At 73.9% G+C, this 14,686-nt stretch carries 15 protein-coding genes and 1 pseudogene; 7 read left to right on the top strand and 9 right to left on the bottom strand.

Features of this window, described 5'->3' with window-relative positions; genetic code table 11:
• Positions 1–164: 164 nt before the first annotated feature.
• From EBO35_RS16870 to EBO35_RS16860, 3 genes and pseudogenes are all read right to left on the bottom strand, one after another.
• Positions 165–1,103, bottom strand: coding sequence for a DMT family transporter (locus tag EBO35_RS16870; protein WP_241153745.1), 939 nt, complete (start codon positions 1,101–1,103; stop codon positions 165–167).
• A gap of 97 nt (positions 1,104–1,200) precedes the next feature.
• Positions 1,201–1,877, bottom strand: a pseudogene (locus EBO35_RS16865) (response regulator).
• Positions 1,874–3,019: a sensor histidine kinase gene (locus tag EBO35_RS16860; protein ID WP_122818752.1), complete on the bottom strand. Its 1,146-nt coding sequence runs from the start codon at positions 3,017–3,019 to the stop codon at positions 1,874–1,876. The pseudogene EBO35_RS16865 and the gene EBO35_RS16860 overlap by 4 nt, the downstream one beginning before the upstream one ends.
• Positions 3,020–3,151: 132 nt before the next feature.
• Here EBO35_RS16860 and phoU point away from each other — a divergent pair, with 132 nt between their 5' ends.
• On the top strand, positions 3,152–3,808 hold the full coding sequence (gene phoU, locus EBO35_RS16855) for a phosphate signaling complex protein PhoU (RefSeq protein ID WP_122818751.1): 657 nt from the start codon (positions 3,152–3,154) through the stop codon (positions 3,806–3,808).
• Between the two features lie 125 nt (positions 3,809–3,933).
• Here phoU and EBO35_RS16850 read toward each other — a convergent pair whose 3' ends face one another.
• Genes EBO35_RS16850 through EBO35_RS16840 form a run of 3 tightly spaced genes read right to left on the bottom strand, consistent with a single transcriptional unit; the run spans position 3,934 to position 6,096 of the window.
• Positions 3,934–4,677, bottom strand: a complete 744-nt coding sequence (locus EBO35_RS16850) for a phosphoglyceromutase (protein ID WP_241154001.1) — start codon at positions 4,675–4,677, stop codon at positions 3,934–3,936.
• The gene (locus EBO35_RS16845) at positions 4,674–5,225 is read right to left on the bottom strand and encodes a copper chaperone PCu(A)C (RefSeq protein WP_122818750.1); all 552 of its coding nucleotides are present in this window, start codon (positions 5,223–5,225) and stop codon (positions 4,674–4,676) included. The genes EBO35_RS16850 and EBO35_RS16845 overlap by 4 nt, the downstream gene beginning before the upstream one ends.
• A gap of 55 nt (positions 5,226–5,280) precedes the next feature.
• Positions 5,281–6,096, bottom strand: a complete 816-nt coding sequence (locus EBO35_RS16840) for a UbiA family prenyltransferase (protein ID WP_122818749.1) — start codon at positions 6,094–6,096, stop codon at positions 5,281–5,283.
• Between the two features lie 211 nt (positions 6,097–6,307).
• On the opposite strand from EBO35_RS16840, the gene EBO35_RS16835 reads away from it, so the two are divergent.
• A complete protein-coding gene (locus tag EBO35_RS16835; RefSeq protein WP_122818748.1) occupies positions 6,308–6,793 on the top strand; it encodes a CarD family transcriptional regulator in 486 nt (161 codons plus the stop codon).
• 135 nt (positions 6,794–6,928) lie between these two features.
• Positions 6,929–7,501: a 2-C-methyl-D-erythritol 4-phosphate cytidylyltransferase gene (locus EBO35_RS16830; protein ID WP_122818747.1), complete on the top strand. Its 573-nt coding sequence runs from the start codon at positions 6,929–6,931 to the stop codon at positions 7,499–7,501.
• Here EBO35_RS16830 and EBO35_RS16825 read toward each other — a convergent pair.
• Positions 7,487–8,224, bottom strand: a complete 738-nt coding sequence (locus EBO35_RS16825; RefSeq protein ID WP_206422588.1) for an IspD/TarI family cytidylyltransferase — start codon at positions 8,222–8,224, stop codon at positions 7,487–7,489. The two genes, EBO35_RS16830 and EBO35_RS16825, sit on opposite strands and share 15 nt — an antisense overlap.
• A gap of 153 nt (positions 8,225–8,377) precedes the next feature.
• Between EBO35_RS16825 and nirD the strand changes: the two genes are divergently transcribed.
• A complete protein-coding gene (nirD, locus tag EBO35_RS16820) occupies positions 8,378–8,740 on the top strand; it encodes a nitrite reductase small subunit NirD (protein ID WP_241153744.1) in 363 nt (120 codons plus the stop codon).
• Positions 8,741–8,760: 20 nt separating this feature from the next.
• Here nirD and ispF read toward each other — a convergent pair whose 3' ends face one another.
• Positions 8,761–9,273: a 2-C-methyl-D-erythritol 2,4-cyclodiphosphate synthase gene (gene ispF / locus EBO35_RS16815; protein ID WP_396954359.1), complete on the bottom strand. Its 513-nt coding sequence runs from the start codon at positions 9,271–9,273 to the stop codon at positions 8,761–8,763.
• Positions 9,274–9,307: 34 nt separating this feature from the next.
• Here ispF and EBO35_RS16810 point away from each other — a divergent pair, with 34 nt between their 5' ends.
• Positions 9,308–10,849, top strand: coding sequence for a molybdopterin-dependent oxidoreductase (locus tag EBO35_RS16810; protein WP_122818745.1), 1,542 nt, complete (start codon positions 9,308–9,310; stop codon positions 10,847–10,849).
• 27 nt (positions 10,850–10,876) lie between these two features.
• Here the strand turns inward: EBO35_RS16810 and EBO35_RS16805 are convergent, their stop codons facing one another.
• Positions 10,877–12,208: a peptidase C39 family protein gene (locus EBO35_RS16805; protein ID WP_164478009.1), complete on the bottom strand. Its 1,332-nt coding sequence runs from the start codon at positions 12,206–12,208 to the stop codon at positions 10,877–10,879.
• Positions 12,209–12,324: 116 nt separating this feature from the next.
• On the opposite strand from EBO35_RS16805, the gene cysS reads away from it, so the two are divergent.
• A complete protein-coding gene (cysS, locus tag EBO35_RS16800) occupies positions 12,325–13,719 on the top strand; it encodes a cysteine--tRNA ligase (protein WP_122818743.1) in 1,395 nt (464 codons plus the stop codon).
• Positions 13,719–14,681, top strand: a complete 963-nt coding sequence (rlmB, locus tag EBO35_RS16795) for a 23S rRNA (guanosine(2251)-2'-O)-methyltransferase RlmB (protein WP_122818742.1) — start codon at positions 13,719–13,721, stop codon at positions 14,679–14,681. Before cysS ends, rlmB begins: the two co-directional genes overlap by 1 nt.
• Positions 14,682–14,686: the final 5 nt, after the last annotated feature.

Raw genomic sequence — 14,686 nt, 5'->3', positions numbered from 1 at the left:
CGCGAGAGCCCCGAGGACCAAGACCCTCGACCCCAGCGGCGCGCAACCACCGTGTCCGGTGAAACGAGGTCTCGACACGCTCGTCGCTAGCGCTCCTCACGGCTCGACCAGCGGGATCGGCTCGACCAGCGGGATCGTCTCGACCACGGGGGCGGCGCGACCAGCTACGCCGGGGCACACTCCTGGGCGACCGTGCGTGGCTTGCGGCGGGCGACGGCGACCCCGAGCAGCGCGAGCGCGCCGCCGACGTACGCCATCCCCGGCGGGGTCTCGTCGAGGAGGACCAGGCCCATCAGGATCGTGATCGGCGGCACCAGGTAGGTGGTGACGCCCAGGCCGCTGGCGCTCATGTGGCGCAGCGCGTAGGCGTAGGTGGTGAACGCGATCGCGGTGGGGAAGATCCCGAGGTAGGCCACCCACAGGATCGAGGACGCCGGCGCGCGGCCGGTCTCCTCGATCAGCTCGCCGAGGAACGGCAGGCAGGCGACGGCGCCGACGGTGCAGGCCAGCCAGGTGACCTGCAGGGCGGGGAGCCGTGCGACGAGCGGCTTCTGGAGGATCAGGCTGACCGAGTAGACGGCGGCGGAGACCAGGCAGAGGGCGACCCCGAGCAGGTCGCGGTCGCCGTCCCCGGGTCCGGACAGGCCGATGACCGCGACGCCGCTGAAGGCCAGAGCGAGGCCGAGGCCGAGGTAGAGCGTGAACCGCTCGCCGAGGAACGCCGCGGCCAGGAACGCGATCAGCACCGGGGAGATCTGGATCAGCATCGCGGCGGTGCCGGCGTCGACGCGGTGCTCGCCCTCGTTGAGCGCGACGTTGTAGACCCCGAACCACAGCACGCCGATCGTCACGATCGAGATCCACTGCCGCCCGGTGGGCCGGACGAACCCGCGCGGCAGCGCGACCGCCGCCAGGCACACGGCGCCGACCAGCAGCCGCCCCAGCGAGAGCGCGCCGGGGGAGAAGTCGTCCGCGAGGTGCCGGATCGCCACGAACGCCGAGGCCCAGAAGAACAGGGTCACGCCGACGGCCGCCACCGGCAGCCAGGCCGGCGGGGTGCGGACTGGGCCGGGGGGTGCGGCGGTCGTCGTCGTGCTCGTCACCGGCCCAGCGTAGGGACGCCGGCCGCCCCGCGGCACGCGGATTTCGGTCGTCGTACGTCGAGATCCGGACACGCGTGCGGGGCCGGGTCCGGGGAGGTCACAGGTCGAGCTTGTAGCCCAGCCCGCGCACGGTGACGAGGTACCGCGGCTCGCCCGGCTCGGGCTCGATCTTCGCGCGCAGCCGCTTGACGTGGACGTCGAGGGTCTTGGTGTCCCCGACGTAGTCGGCACCCCAGACCCGGTCGATCAGCTGGCCGCGGGTGAGCACCCGCCCCGGGTTGCGCAGGAACATCTCCAGCAGCTCGAACTCCTTGAGTGGCAGGCGCTGCTCGGCCCCGTCGACCGTGACCACGTGACGCTCCACGTCCATCCGCACCGGCCCGGCCTCGAGCGCGCTCGAGGCGGCCTCCGGCTCCTGGCCGCGCCGCAGCACGGCGCGGATCCGGGCCACCAGCTCGCGGGGGAGTAGGGCTTGGTGACGTAGTCGTCGGCGCCGAGCTCGAGCCCGACGACCTTGTCGACCTCGTCGTCCTTGGCGCTGACCATGATCACCGGGACGCTGGAGGTCTGCCGGATCCGGCGGCACACCTCGGTCCCCGGAAGGCCAGGCAGCATCAGGTCGAGCAGCACGATGTCGGCGCCGTTGCGCTCGAACTCGGCGAGCGCGTCGTTGCCGTCGGTGGCCACGGCGACCTCGAAGCCCTCCTTGCGCAGCATGTAGGAGAGCGCGTCGATATAGCTCTCCTCGTCCTCCACCACGAGCACCCGACTCACTGGCTCTCCTCCTGTCTGCTCTCGGCCCCGAAGTAGCGGGGCAGGGTCAGCGTGAACGTCGACCCCTGCCCCTCGACGGACCACACTCGGACCTCGCCGCCGTGGGTGGCCGCGACGTGCTTGACGATGGACAGTCCCAGCCCGGTGCCGCCGGTGGACCGGTGCCGGGCCGGGTCGACGCGGTAGAACCGCTCGAAGATCCGGTCGATCTCCTCGGCGGGGATCCCGATGCCCTGGTCGACGACCGAGATCTCCACGGAGTCCGCGGTGGTCCTGGTCGTCACCGACACCGTGGCGTCCGGCTCGGAGTACGTGACGGCGTTCGCGACCAGGTTCGCCACCGCGGCGGTGACCTGCTCGGTGTTGCCGAGCACCTGCAGCCCGCTCGGCCCCTCGATGTGGATGTCGATGTGGCGCGACTCCGCGTCGATGGCGCTGGTGTCGACGGCGACCGCGAGCACCTCGTCGAGGTCCACCGGGCCCGGGGTCTCCAACGGGTCGTCGGCCTGCAACCGGGAGAGCTCGATGATCTGCTGGACCAGCTGGGCGAGCCGGTCGCTCTCGGTGATCAGCCGGGAGGCGAACCGCTTGACCGCCTCGGGGTCGTCGGCGGCCTCGGTGATCGCCTCGGAGAGCAGGTGCACCGCGCCCACCGGGGTCTTGAGCTCGTGGCTGACGTTGGCCACGAAGTCGCGGCGCACGGCCTCGACCCGGCGTTCGCGGGTCCGGTCCTCGACCAGTGCCAGCACCAGCCGCGAGCTCAGCGGGGCGACCCGGGCCGTGACGTGCCGGACCGGTGCTCCGGGGCGGGTCATCACCAGCTCGGTCTCCCGGATCTGACCGTCGCGGCGGACCTGCTGGACCAGCGTCGCGAGCTCCTCGGAGACCAGCCGGGTGCCCCGCACCAGCCCCAGCGCGTACGCCGGGGCCGACGCCTTGAGCACGGTGTCGGCCCGGTCGACGACCACCGCGCTGCTGCGCAGCACCGAGAGCACGGTGCCGACCGCCGGCGGCACGACCGGCTCCTCGGTGATCACCCGGTGCTGCTGCTCGCGGTCGCTGAAGTGCCAGGCGAGCACCGCGCCGCCGGCGACGACGGCCCCGATGATCGCGGCCAGGAACGCCTGCGTCGTCGGGTCCACAGCAGCAGCGTACGGGGCCCGGCGCCCGCGGCTGAGCCGGTCCGGCCCGGGGTCGGTGATGTTCACCTTGCGTTCACCGCAGTCCCCCCGTAGCCCCCCTGCCGGTCACCTGGCGCGCCTACCGTCACCGCCATGCGCGACGCTTTCCGTGACCAGCTCGACGGCATGTTCGAGGACCTCGCCAGCATCTGCGCCGACGTGGAGGCGTCGGTCCGAGGGGCGACAGCGGCCCTGCTGACCGGCGACGCCACCACGGCGGAGCGGGTGATCAGCGCCGACGCCGACATCGACCGCGCCCGGGAGCGGGTCGAGGACACCGCGTTCACGCTGCTCTCCCTGCAGCAGCCGGTGGCCGGCGACCTGCGCGTGATCGTCTCCGCGCTGCGGATGGTTAGCGAGCTGGAGCGGATGGGCGACCTGTCGGTGCACGTCGCCAAGATCGCCCGGCTGCGCACCCCGCGCACCGCGGTCCCCGACCAGGTGCGCCCCACCGTGGTCCGGATGGCGGAGGTCGCCGAGCGGATGGTCGGCGACGTCGGCCGGATCATCAGCACCCGCGACGTCGAGGCGGCCCTCGAGCTCGGCCGGGTGGACGAGGAGATGGACCGGCTGCGCCGCCGCTCGTTCACCGAGCTGCTCTCCGAGGACTGGAGCCACGGCGTCGAGGCCGCGGTGGACGTCGCGCTGCTGGGCCGCTACTACGAGCGGATCGCCGACCACGCGGTGTCGGTCGCCAACCGGGTGGTCTTCGTCGTCACCGGCCAGCACCGGCGCGAGGTCGATGCGTGAGCCGACGCGGCCCGCTCATGCCTGACCGGATCTCGACGCGCCCGTCGCGAGCTCGTTCCTCGCCCGCGGGGCTTGCTCGATCTCGCTGAGCCCACGCAGCGGGCTCGTGCCTCGCCCGCTGCTGCTCAGCGACCCTGGTTCGCGACCGCGGCCGCGGCCACAGCCGCTGCCTCGGGGTCCAGGTAGGTGCCGCCGGAGACCCGCGGGCGCAGGTCGTCGTCGAGGTCGTAGTGCAGCGGCATGCCGGTGGGGATGTTCAGCCCGGCGATGTCCTCGTCGCTGATCTGGTCCAGGTGCTTGACCAGGGCCCGCAGGCTGTTGCCGTGCGCGGCCACCAGCACCGTGCGGCCGGCGCGCAGGTCCGGGACGATCTCGGCGTCCCAGTACGGCAGGAAGCGCGCGATGACGTCCTTGAGGCACTCGGTGCGGGGCAGCTCCTCGCCGAGGTCGGCGTACTGCGGCAGGCCCACGGGGGAGTACTGGTCGTCGTCGGCCAGCGGCGGCGGCGGGACGTCGAAGGACCGGCGCCAGAGCATGAACTGCTCCTCGCCGTACTGGTCCTTGACCTGCGTCTTGTTCTTGCCCTGCAGGGCGCCGTAGTGGCGCTCGTTGAGGCGCCAGGAGCGCTTGACCGGGATCCAGTGCCGGTCGGCGGTGTCGAGGGCGATCCCGGCAGTGGTGATGGCCCGGCGCTGCAGCGAGGTGTGCACGACGTCGGGGAGCAGGCCGGCGTCCTTCATCAGGACCCCGCCGCGCTCGGCCTCGGCGCGACCCTTGTCGGTCAGCGGGACGTCGACCCAGCCGGTGAAGAGGTTCTTGGCGTTCCACTCGCTCTCGCCGTGGCGGAGCAGGATCAGGGTGGACATCAGTGCCCGCCCCCGGCGTGCTCGACCTCGCAGGAGTAGGTGATGACCTCGTCGGAGCCGTCGGTGTCCCCGGCAGCCCCGCCGCCCGCCTCGACGGAGGTGTCCAGGCCCTCGAACTCGTCGCAGTTGGTGACGGTCGGGACGTCGATCTCGACGGTGTCGCCGTTGTCGAACTTCAGCGTCATCGGGATCACCAGGCCGGCCTCGACGTCTCCGGTGACGTAGATGTCCTCGTCCTCCAGGTTCACGAACCCGTTGTCCGCGGGGACCTCGATGGGCTCGAAGCCCTCGATCTCGACGCCCGGGGCGGAGATCGAGCGCAGCGTCACCGGCTCGGCGGAGGCGTTCGAGAGCGCCGTGACGAACGTGCCGGAGCCGGGCTGGCCGGTGACCACGACGGCGTTGAGGATGTCGACGTCGTAGTCGCGGGCGTTGGTGCCGGCCGCCGGGGTGTACATCCGGTCGGTGGCGACGTCGAAGCCGCAGGCGCCCAGGGGAGCCGTCAGGAGGAGGGTGCCCGAGACGAGGGCGAACGTGCGACGAAGTTGCATTCTGGTTGCCTTCGGGTCGAGCGGGCGCGAAACGTGGGGCCCAGCCTAGCGGCGCTCAGGCCCGCAGCCCCACCCAGGTGCCCGCGAGGGCCAGCCCGGTCAGCACCAGGCACAGGTAGACGGCGGTCACGAGGAGCAGCCGGGAGGTGCCGAGGCGCAGGCCGGCCTTGAGGGGGAGGTAGGTCCAGCCGTCCTCGTGGTCGGGGACCAGGCCCCACAGGGCCCGCAGCACGTGCACCCCGACGCCCAGCAGCGCGAACAGCACGACGACGACCGGCTCGGGAGCGTCCCCGACGGCCGCGCCGCCCCAGCCGCCGTACGAGAGGTAGCAGGGGTAGAGGGCGAAGGACACCGCCCACGGCAGCCAGGACAGGGCGCCGGTGCGCAGCACGACGTTCCCGAGCATGCCCACCGCCACCGAGAGCAGGTAGAAGCAGCCGGCCGTGACTCCGGTCGAGACCGCCAGCGGGACCAGCAGCAGGACCGCGCAGAGCAGGGCGAACCAGGTGTTGCCCGGGTCCAGGACGCCCTGCGCGACCGGCTTGCCGGGCAGGTCGTGGCGCCGGTCCCGCTCCCGGTCGACCAGGTCGTTGTGCCAGCCGAGCACCGCCTGGCCGACCAGGACCGTGGCGAAGACGAGCCCGACCTCGCGGGCCGGCCGGTCGCTCAGTGCCGCCGCCAGGGCGAGGCCGGCCGCCGTGAGCACCGCCTGGCGGGGGTGGGCGGCGCGCAGCAGCGGGAGCGGGCCCCGGTGCTGCAGGGGCCGCCGTGGCCCGGACGCCGGCCCGGGCTGTGGATCGGGCTGTGGATCGGGCTCCGGGCCGGTCTCGGGAGCGGTGCTGCGGGGCCGCCACGGCCTGGTTCTCGCCATGCCCGGCAGTATCGACCAACGGCTGGGCGTTGGTCGCGATTGCCGCGCTCACCTGCGGTTTTCGTCGTCTCGCGGGAGCTCCGGTCCCGGCGGCCATCACAGGTGGTGGATCGCTGTCAATACCCCAATGTGGCTCTGACCTGCGGAAACGTTCCGGAGGCCGGTCCGGGGCCGTGCTAGACTCGGTCCCCTAGGAAGGGGTACCTGACACATGACTTTCACCGTAGGCGAAACGGTTGTTTACCCGAACCACGGGGCCGCAGTCATCGAGGACATCGAGATGCGGACCATCAAGGGGGAGGACCGGCAGTACCTCGTCCTTCGGATCGTTGCCCAGCAGGACCTGGTCGTGCGCGTCCCGGCCTGCAACCTCGACCTCGTCGGCGTGCGCGACGTCGTCGACAAGGAAGGCCTCGACCGCGTCTTCGACGTGCTGCGTGCCGCGCAGGTGGAGGAGCCGACCAACTGGTCGCGTCGCTACAAGGCCAACCTGGAGAAGCTGCACAGCGGCGACGTCATGAAGGTCGCCGAGGTCGTGCGCGACCTGTGGCGCCGCGAGCGTGACCGCGGGCTGTCCGCCGGCGAGAAGCGGATGCTCGCCAAGGCCCGGCAGATCCTGGTCTCGGAGCTCGCCCTGGCCGAGCGCACCAACGAGGACAAGGCCGAGGCGATCCTCGACGAGGTCCTCGCCTCCTGAACCACAGCTTGTCGACCGCGGCTCCCGGGCAACCGGGGGCCGCGGTCGTTCCATGTCTGATCCCCATGTCTGACCCCATGTCCGATCCGCTAAGTCCGACCTGCCTGGTCCGGCCCGCCTGCGAGGAGAAGCTCCATGACCGAGTTGCCTGAGCCGGCCGAGGCGCCGCCCGCCCTCGGCGTCGTCCTGGACGCGGACCGCGGCTCGCTGCCGTACGCACTGGTCCACGGCGAGGCGCTGGTCGCGTGCGCCGCCTGGGCGCTCGGCGAGGCGGGGGTGCTGCCGCTCGACCTCGGTACGCCCTGGTCGGTGGTGCAGGAGGCCGAGGAGCCACTCGTCCTCCACGACGCGCTCTGCCCGATGACGCCGCCCGGGTACCTCGCCGAGTGCGTGGCGCGGGCGGTCGCCGGGGACACCGTGGTGGTCGGCGTCCGTCCGGTGACCGACACCGTCAAGCACGTCGAGGGCGAGCAGGTCGGCGCCACCGTGGACCGGGCCGGGCTGCTGGCGCTGGCCTCCCCGGTCGTGCTGCCCGCCTCCGTGGTGGCCGCGCTGCCCGGGTGGCCCGGCACCGACCTGGTCGCGGTGGTCGGCGAGCTGGCGACGCGGTTCCCCGTCGCCTCCGTCGAGGCCCCGGCCTCGGCCCGCCGGGTGGCCGACCTCGACGACCTCGCCGTCCTCGAGGCCCTCACCTCACCGGGCGGCTGACTCCGGCGCGGGTCCGAGGAGCGCGGGGCCCAGGAGTGCGGTGGCCACCGGGAGGTCCTCGGCGAAGGTGACCTTGAGGTTGCGGGCGCTGCTCGGGACGGCGGCGATCCGCACGTCGGTGTAGCGGGCCAGGCAGCCGGCGGTGTCGGTCGCCTCGAAGCCCTCCGCCGCGGCCGCGGTGTACGCCGCGAGCAGCCACCGCGCCGTGAAGGCCTGCGGCGTCTGGACGCCGGCCAGGTCACCCGGCGCCGGTGCCAGGTCCGTGGTCACCAGCCCGGGCAGCCGCACGACCGGGAGCGCGCCGCCGTGCTCGACGGCCGCCGCCAGGACCGCGGCGAACAGCGCGGGGTCGGCCAGCGGGCGCGCCCCGTCGTGCACGGCGACCACGTCCACCTCTCCGGCCTCGATCTCCGGCGCCAGTGCGCGCACGGCGTTCCACTCCGAGGCGTGCCGCGACCCGCCGCCCTCGACCAGCAGCACCTCGGCGTCGCCCAGGTGGCCGGCGAGCGCGGCGGAGACGGCCTCGGCCTCGCCGGGGCGGACCACGACGACGACCCGGCGCACCCCGGGGACCGCGAGCGCGGTGGTGACCGACCAGGCCAGCACCGGGCGGTCGCCGAGCGGCAGCAGGACCTTGTTGAGCTCGGCGCCGACCCGGCTCCCGGAGCCCGCGCCGAGGATCACGATGGCGGAGGAGGGGGCGGCAGGGGAGGGGTCGGGCACCCGGCGAGGCTACCGGCCCCCGCCGGGGCCCGGGCGAGGGTTTTCCTGACCGTTACATGCCGGGAACATCGCGGCGAGCGCGCCGGACCTACGGTCGGGGCCATGCAGCGGCGGAGGAGGCCACATGTCGCAGCCCATCTCGGTCGTGGCGCGGTGAGCCCGGGTTCGTCGAGCGGTGAGGAGTGGCAGCCGGTCTGCCCGGTCGCCGACCTGGAGGTCGATCGCGGGGCGACGGCGCTGGTGCACGGCCAGGCCGTCGCGATCTTCCGCACCGCCGACGGTGCGATCTACGCCCTGGGCAACCACGACCCGCTCGCGCGGCACTCGGTGCTGGCGCGGGGCATCGTCGGGCGGCGCGGCGAGGTGCCGTTCGTGGCGTCCCCCGCCCACCGGCAGGCCTTCGACCTGCGCACCGGCCGCTGCCTGGAGGACAGCCACGTCTCCGTGCCCGCCTACGGGGTCCGGGTGGTCGAGGGGGTCGTGCTGATCGGCCAGCGCAAGGACGACGTGGCCTGAGGGCGCCGCCGCCCTCCGGATCAGGCGGGGGCGAGCACCAGGGCGGTCGCCATCGCCGCGACGCCCTCGCCGCGACCGGTGAGGCCGAGCCCGTCGGTCGTGGTCGCCGACACGGTCACCGGCGCCCCGACGGCGGCCGACAGGGCCGCCTCCGCCTCGGCCCGCCGCGGGCCCAGGCGCGGCCGGTTGCCGATCACCTGCACGGCGACGTGGCCGACGGTGAAGCCGGCCTGCCGGACCCGCCGCGCGGTCTCGGCCAGCAGCGCCGCGCCGGCCGCGCCCGCCCACGCCGGGTCGGCGGTGCCGAAGTTGCTGCCGAGGTCGCCCAGGCCGGCCGCGGAGAGCAGCGCGTCGCACGCCGCGTGGGCGGCGACGTCCGCGTCGGAATGGCCCTCGAGGCCCTGTGGCTCGTCGGGCCAGGCCAGCCCGGCCAGGTGCATCGGCACGCCGTCGACGAGCCGGTGCACGTCGGTGCCGATCCCGGTGCGCAACCGGGCGAAGGGGTCCAGGGGCGGCTGCGGGGCGGTCGGCACGGGTCCGATTCTGCCGTGCGAGACAATCGGGCCCGTGACGACGTCCCGATCGTGGTGGCTCGCCGGCCTGGTGGCCGGCCTGGCCGGCCTGCTCACGAGCTACGCGGCGGCGATGGCCCTGACCATCCGCGAGTCGCCGGTCGTGGCGGTCGCCGAGCTGGTGATCCGCTGGACCCCGGGCCCGGTGGCCGAGCGGGCGGTCGAGCTGCTCGGGTTCGCCGACAAGGCGGTGCTCCTGGTCCTGATCGTGGTCCTGGTCGGCCTGGTCTTCGCCTGGACCGGCGCGCTCGCGCGGCGGCGCTGGTGGGCCCCGGTGCTGGTCTACGTCGTGCTCACGACCGTCGGGGCGTACGCAGTGCTCGTGCAGCGCGAGGCGCAGACCGTCGACCTGGTGCCGGTGGCGGTCGGGTTCGCCACCTGGCTGGTCTGCCTCTCACTGCTGACCGAGCCGCTGCGCCGCCACGAGCGGGCCGCCGTGGCGGCGACCGGGGAGGACCCCGCGGCCGGCGCCGACCGGCGGGGCTTCCTGGTGCGGATGGTGCTGGTCGCGGGGGTCGCCGCCGGGCTCGGGATCGTCGGGCGGGCGGTCGGTCGCGGCCGGCGCCACGTCGAGCAGACCCGTCGGCTGCTGAAGATCGTGGGGGTCACCAAGCCGGACCCGTCACCGGCGGTGCGGGTCGGCGTCGAGGGCGTGACGCCGTGGGTGACGCCGGTGGAGGACTTCTACCTGATCCACACCGCGATCGTGGTGCCGACCATCGAGCCGGTCGACTGGCGGCTGCGGATCCACGGGCTGGTCGACCGGGTGATCGAGCTGGACTACCGCGACCTGATCTCCCGGCAGATCACCGAGTCCTGGATCACGCTGAACTGCGTGTCCAACGAGGTCGGCGGCTCGCTGGTCGGCAACGCCTGGTGGAGCGGCGTCCGCCTCGCCGACCTGCTGGCCGAGGCCGGCGTGCGGGCCGGGGCCGACGCCGTGCTGCAGACCTCCGAGGACGGCTGGACCTGCGCCACCCCGCTCGCGGCGCTGACCGACGAGCGCAACGCGATGCTGGCGGTGGCCATGAACGGCAAGCCGCTGCCGATCGACCACGGGTTCCCCGTGCGCACGATCGTCCCGGGCCTGTACGGCTACGTCTCGGCGACCAAGTGGGTCGTCGACCTCGAGGTCACCCGGTTCGAGGACGTCGAGGCGTTCTGGACCCAGCGCGGCTGGTCCGAGCAGGGGCCGGTGAAGATCGCCTCCCGCATCGACGTCCCGGGCTCCGACGACGACCTGGTCGCCGGCGACGTGCGGGTCGCCGGGATGGCGTGGGCGCAGCACACCGGCATCGAGCGGGTGGAGGTCGCCGTCGACGGCGGGCCCTGGCAGCAGGCCGAGCTCGCCGCGACGCCCAACGTCGACACCTGGGTGCAGTGGGCGCTGACCGTGCCCCTCGAGGCCGGCGACCACGTGCTGCGGGTCCGCGCCACCGACCGGGCCGGGCTGGTGCAGACCGGCGTCGAGGCGCAGCCGATCCCCGAGGGCGCCACCGGGTGGCACCAGGTCGAGGTCTCGGTCGGCGAGGCCTGAGCCTCCCGGTTCACCAGCTGCCGGAGCTCACCAGCTGCCGGAGCTCGGCGGCAGCGGGTGCTCGGCGTCGTGGATGACGTAGGCCAGGCCGCCGGAGGTGGGCAGCCAGACGTTCTCGAACTGGCCGCGGTCGTAGGTGCGGCGGACGCCGGCGCGGGTCCGCGCGGCCGGGTCGTTCACGACCACGTCGCCGTCGGCGGTGAAGCCGACGATCACCAGCAGGTGGCCGGCGGTCGAGGAGATCGGGGCGCCGGTGAGCTGGCCCGCGCGGAAGGAGACCGAGGCGACCACGGGGATCCCGGCGGCGATGAGCTGCTCGGCCTCGCGCAGCGACGTCAGGCGGGTCACGAACGCGTTGCCGGCCCGCGGGGCGGCGTACGCCGTGTTGAAGGCCCAGTTGCCCGTGCCGCGGTAGCGGTGGTCGTAGGTGCGCCGCGCGGCGTGGTCGACGACCGGGTCCGGGTGGCCGGCGGGCACCCAGGAGTAGGCCTTGCGGCGCGGCAGCGCGCCGTAGTGACCGAGCACCATCGAGGTCGAGGTGGGCGAGCACCAGGCCTGCCCGCCGCCGCCCCAGCGCGGGTAGTGCCCGGCGTGGGTCATCTGGGAGAAGCGCGGCACGTCGAGCACGGTGCCGCGGGCCACGCCGGGGGCGGACGTGGCGACGGTGCCGCCCTTCGGGACCCGGGAGGTCATCACGTGCACCGCGTCCACGCTCGGGACCGCCCGGGTGCGGGTCTGGCGCAGCAGCGCGACCCGGACCTGGTAGCTGCGCAGGCCGGCCGGCGCCGCGGCGCTCCAGGTGTCCACGTCCACCCGCGCCAGGTCGTCGGCCTGGGCGCCGAGGCTGGTGCTGCGCACGTGCTGGTCGTTCTCGGCCCAGCGGCCCAGCACGTCCCAGCTGGAGCGCTTGCCGGCCGCGTCACGACCCCGGACCTTGATCTCGACCAGGGAGTTCCCGGGCGTGCGGGCCTCCCAGGAGGCGATCAGCTGGGTGAAGTCGAGCCCCGGCGCGGTCCACCGGGAGGTCCAGCTCGCGACGTCGTACGTCGTACCGCCCAGGCGGCGGGCTCCGCCCCGGGCGGCGAAGGCGACCTTGCCGCGCTTGACCTTGGCTCCGCGCACCGCGCCGGTGGCCAGCTGCCGGGTGCTGTCCCAGCGGGCCAGGTCGACCCGGCTCTCGCCGGCGCGGGCCGCGGCGGCCGGAGCCGCGGGAGCGGCCGCGGCCGGAAGGGCGGCGAGCACGCTCGTGGCCAGGGCGAGGCCGAGGCCGGCGGCGAGCGATGCCGGACGGGGACGGCCTTGGGAACGGTGCTGGGAACGGTGCGGGGGACGGCGGCGGGCGGCGGTGGGGGGAAGCACCCGACCACGGTACGACAGGTCGCCACTCCTGTCCCGCCTGTCACACGGCCGGGTGCTTCGGCCGCCCCGAGCCCGCGGATGCGGGCGCAGGTGTCGCCGCTCCCTAGAATGGCGGGGTGACATTCCGGCTCTACGACACCGCGACCCGCTCGGTCCGTGACTTCGTGCCCCTGCGCGACGGGGCGGTCGGCCTGTACCTGTGCGGCCTGACCGTGCAGTCCGAGCCGCACGTCGGACACGTCCGCTCGGGGGTCAACTTCGACGTCCTGCAGCGCTGGCTGCGCCACCGCGGCTTCGCTGTCACGTTCATCCGCAACGTCACCGACATCGACGACAAGATCCTCGCCAAGTCCGCCGAGCAGGGCCTGCACTGGTACGAGCTGGCCGCCCGGATGAAGCGCGAGCTGGACCGCGCGTACGCCGCGCTCAACGTCGCTCCGCCCACCTACGAGCCGCTCGCGACCGGTCACGTCCCGGAGATGATCGAGCTGATCGGCGAGCTGGTCGAGCGCGGCCACGCCTACGCCGCGGCCGACGGCTCCGGCGACGTGTACTTCGACGTCCGCTCCTTCCCCGAGTACGGCGCGCTGACCCGCCAGGGCATCGACGAGATGGAGGCCGCCGAGGACGTCGACCCCGAGCTCGTGGCCCGCAAGCGCGACCCGCGCGACTTCGCGCTGTGGAAGGGCCACAAGGACACCGAGCCGGCGACCGCGTCCTGGCCGAGCCCCTGGGGCCGCGGCCGGCCGGGCTGGCACATCGAGTGCTCGGCGATGGCCGGCAAGTACCTCGGGACCGCGTTCGACATCCACGGCGGCGGCGTGGACCTGCGCTTCCCGCACCACGAGAACGAGCTGGCGCAGTCCCGCGCCGCCGGCCACGACTTCGCGACGTACTGGATGCACAACGCCTGGATCACCACCGCCGGCGAGAAGATGAGCAAGTCGCTGGGCAACTCGCTGGCGATCCCGTCGGTGCTCCAGCGCTTCCGCGGCATCGAGCTGCGCTACTACCTCGTCTCGGCGCACTACCGCAGCCACGTGGAGTTCAGCTTCGAGGCGCTGGAGGAGGCGGCGGTCGGCCTGCGCCGCATCGAGAGCTTCCTGGAGCGGGCCACGCCCGCGTCGTCGGCCGAGCTGCCGGCGGCGTTCGCGGCGGCCATGGACGACGACCTCGGCACCCCCGCAGCGGTCGCGGTGATCCACGACGCGGTCCGCGAGGGCAACCGACTCGGGCCCGGCCCGGAGCAGGACGCGCTCGCCGGCTCGGTGCTCGCCATGCTCGACGTGCTCGGCCTGCACCCGCAGGACCCGGCCTGGGGCGCCCCGGCCAGCAGCGACGAGCAGCTCAGCGCCGCGGTCGACGTGCTGGTGGCCGGCCTGCTCGAGCAGCGGGCCGCCGCCCGCGCGGCCAAGGACTTCGCGACCGCCGACGAGATCCGCGACCGGATCAAGGCCGCCGGCCTCGACGTCACCGACACCCCCGACGGACCCAGATGGAGCATCGCCTGATGCCAGGTAACTCGAGCCGCAAGGGCGCGATCCGCAAGACCAGCAAGAAGCCGACGGCCGGCTCCGGCGGGCGGGTGAAGCGCGGCCTGGAGGGCAAGGGCCCCACGCCCAAGGCCTTCGAGCGCCCCAACCACAAGGCCTACAAGCAGGCCAACAAGGTCGACCGGTCCGCCGCCGCCCGACCCAAGCAGCGTCGCAGCGCCAGCAGCGACGCCGAGTGGGTCGCGGGCCGCAACTCGGTCGTCGAGGCGCTGCGCGAGGGCGTCCCCGCCAACGGCCTCTACGTCGCCGAGGGCGCCGAGCGCGACGGACGCCTGCGCGAGGCGTTCAAGCTCGCCGCCGAGAACGGCATCACGCTGCTCGAGGTCAGCCGCAACGAGCTGGACCGGCTCACCGGCGGTGCGGTCCACCAGGGCCTGGCCGCCCGCATCCCGGCCTTCGAGTACGCCCACCCCGACGACCTGCTCGACGCCGCGGCGGCCAACGTGGAGCCGCCGCTGATCGTGGCGCTGGACCACGTCACCGACCCGCGCAACCTCGGCGCGGTGATCCGCTCGGCGGCCGGCTTCGGAGCGCACGGCGTGGTCATCCCCGAGCGGCGCGCCGCCGGCATGACCGCCTCGGCCTGGAAGGCCAGCGCCGGCGCCGCGGCGCGGCTGCCGGTCGCGCAGACCGTCAACCTGGTCCGCCAGCTCAAGGAGTACCAGGAGGCAGGCTGCATGGTCGTCGGCCTGGCCGCGGACGGCGACCTGACGCTGCCCGAGCTGGTCGCGCCCGACGGTCTCGCCGAGGGCCCGCTGGTCCTCGTGGTCGGCGCCGAGGGCGACGGCCTGTCCCGCCTGGTCGGGGAGACCTGCGACCAGTTGGTCTCGATCCCGATGGCCAACTCGCTGGAGTCGCTCAACGCCGGCGTGGCCGCGAGCGTCGCCCTCTACGCGATCGCCCGCGCCCGCGGCGCCTGAGTCGC

Source organism: Nocardioides pantholopis, assembly GCF_003710085.1.
Classification (GTDB): domain Bacteria; phylum Actinomycetota; class Actinomycetes; order Propionibacteriales; family Nocardioidaceae; genus Nocardioides; species Nocardioides pantholopis.
The sequence above is the reverse complement of the archived record's forward strand: the minus strand, read 5'-3'. Positions and strand labels throughout refer to the sequence as shown.

Excerpts from the sequence above, each read along its gene's own strand:
- EBO35_RS16845 (WP_122818750.1), bottom strand. The coding sequence starts at position 5,225 with ATGCAACTTCGTCGCACGTTCGCCCTCGTCTCGGGCACCCTCCTCCTG.
- EBO35_RS16830 (WP_122818747.1), top strand. The coding sequence starts at position 6,929 with ATGACCGAGTTGCCTGAGCCGGCCGAGGCGCCGCCCGCCCTCGGCGTC.
- EBO35_RS16840 (WP_122818749.1), bottom strand. The coding sequence starts at position 6,096 with ATGGCGAGAACCAGGCCGTGGCGGCCCCGCAGCACCGCTCCCGAGACC.
- rlmB (WP_122818742.1), top strand. The coding sequence starts at position 13,719 with ATGCCAGGTAACTCGAGCCGCAAGGGCGCGATCCGCAAGACCAGCAAG.
- EBO35_RS16835 (WP_122818748.1), top strand. The coding sequence starts at position 6,308 with ATGACTTTCACCGTAGGCGAAACGGTTGTTTACCCGAACCACGGGGCC.
- phoU (WP_122818751.1), top strand. The coding sequence starts at position 3,152 with ATGCGCGACGCTTTCCGTGACCAGCTCGACGGCATGTTCGAGGACCTC.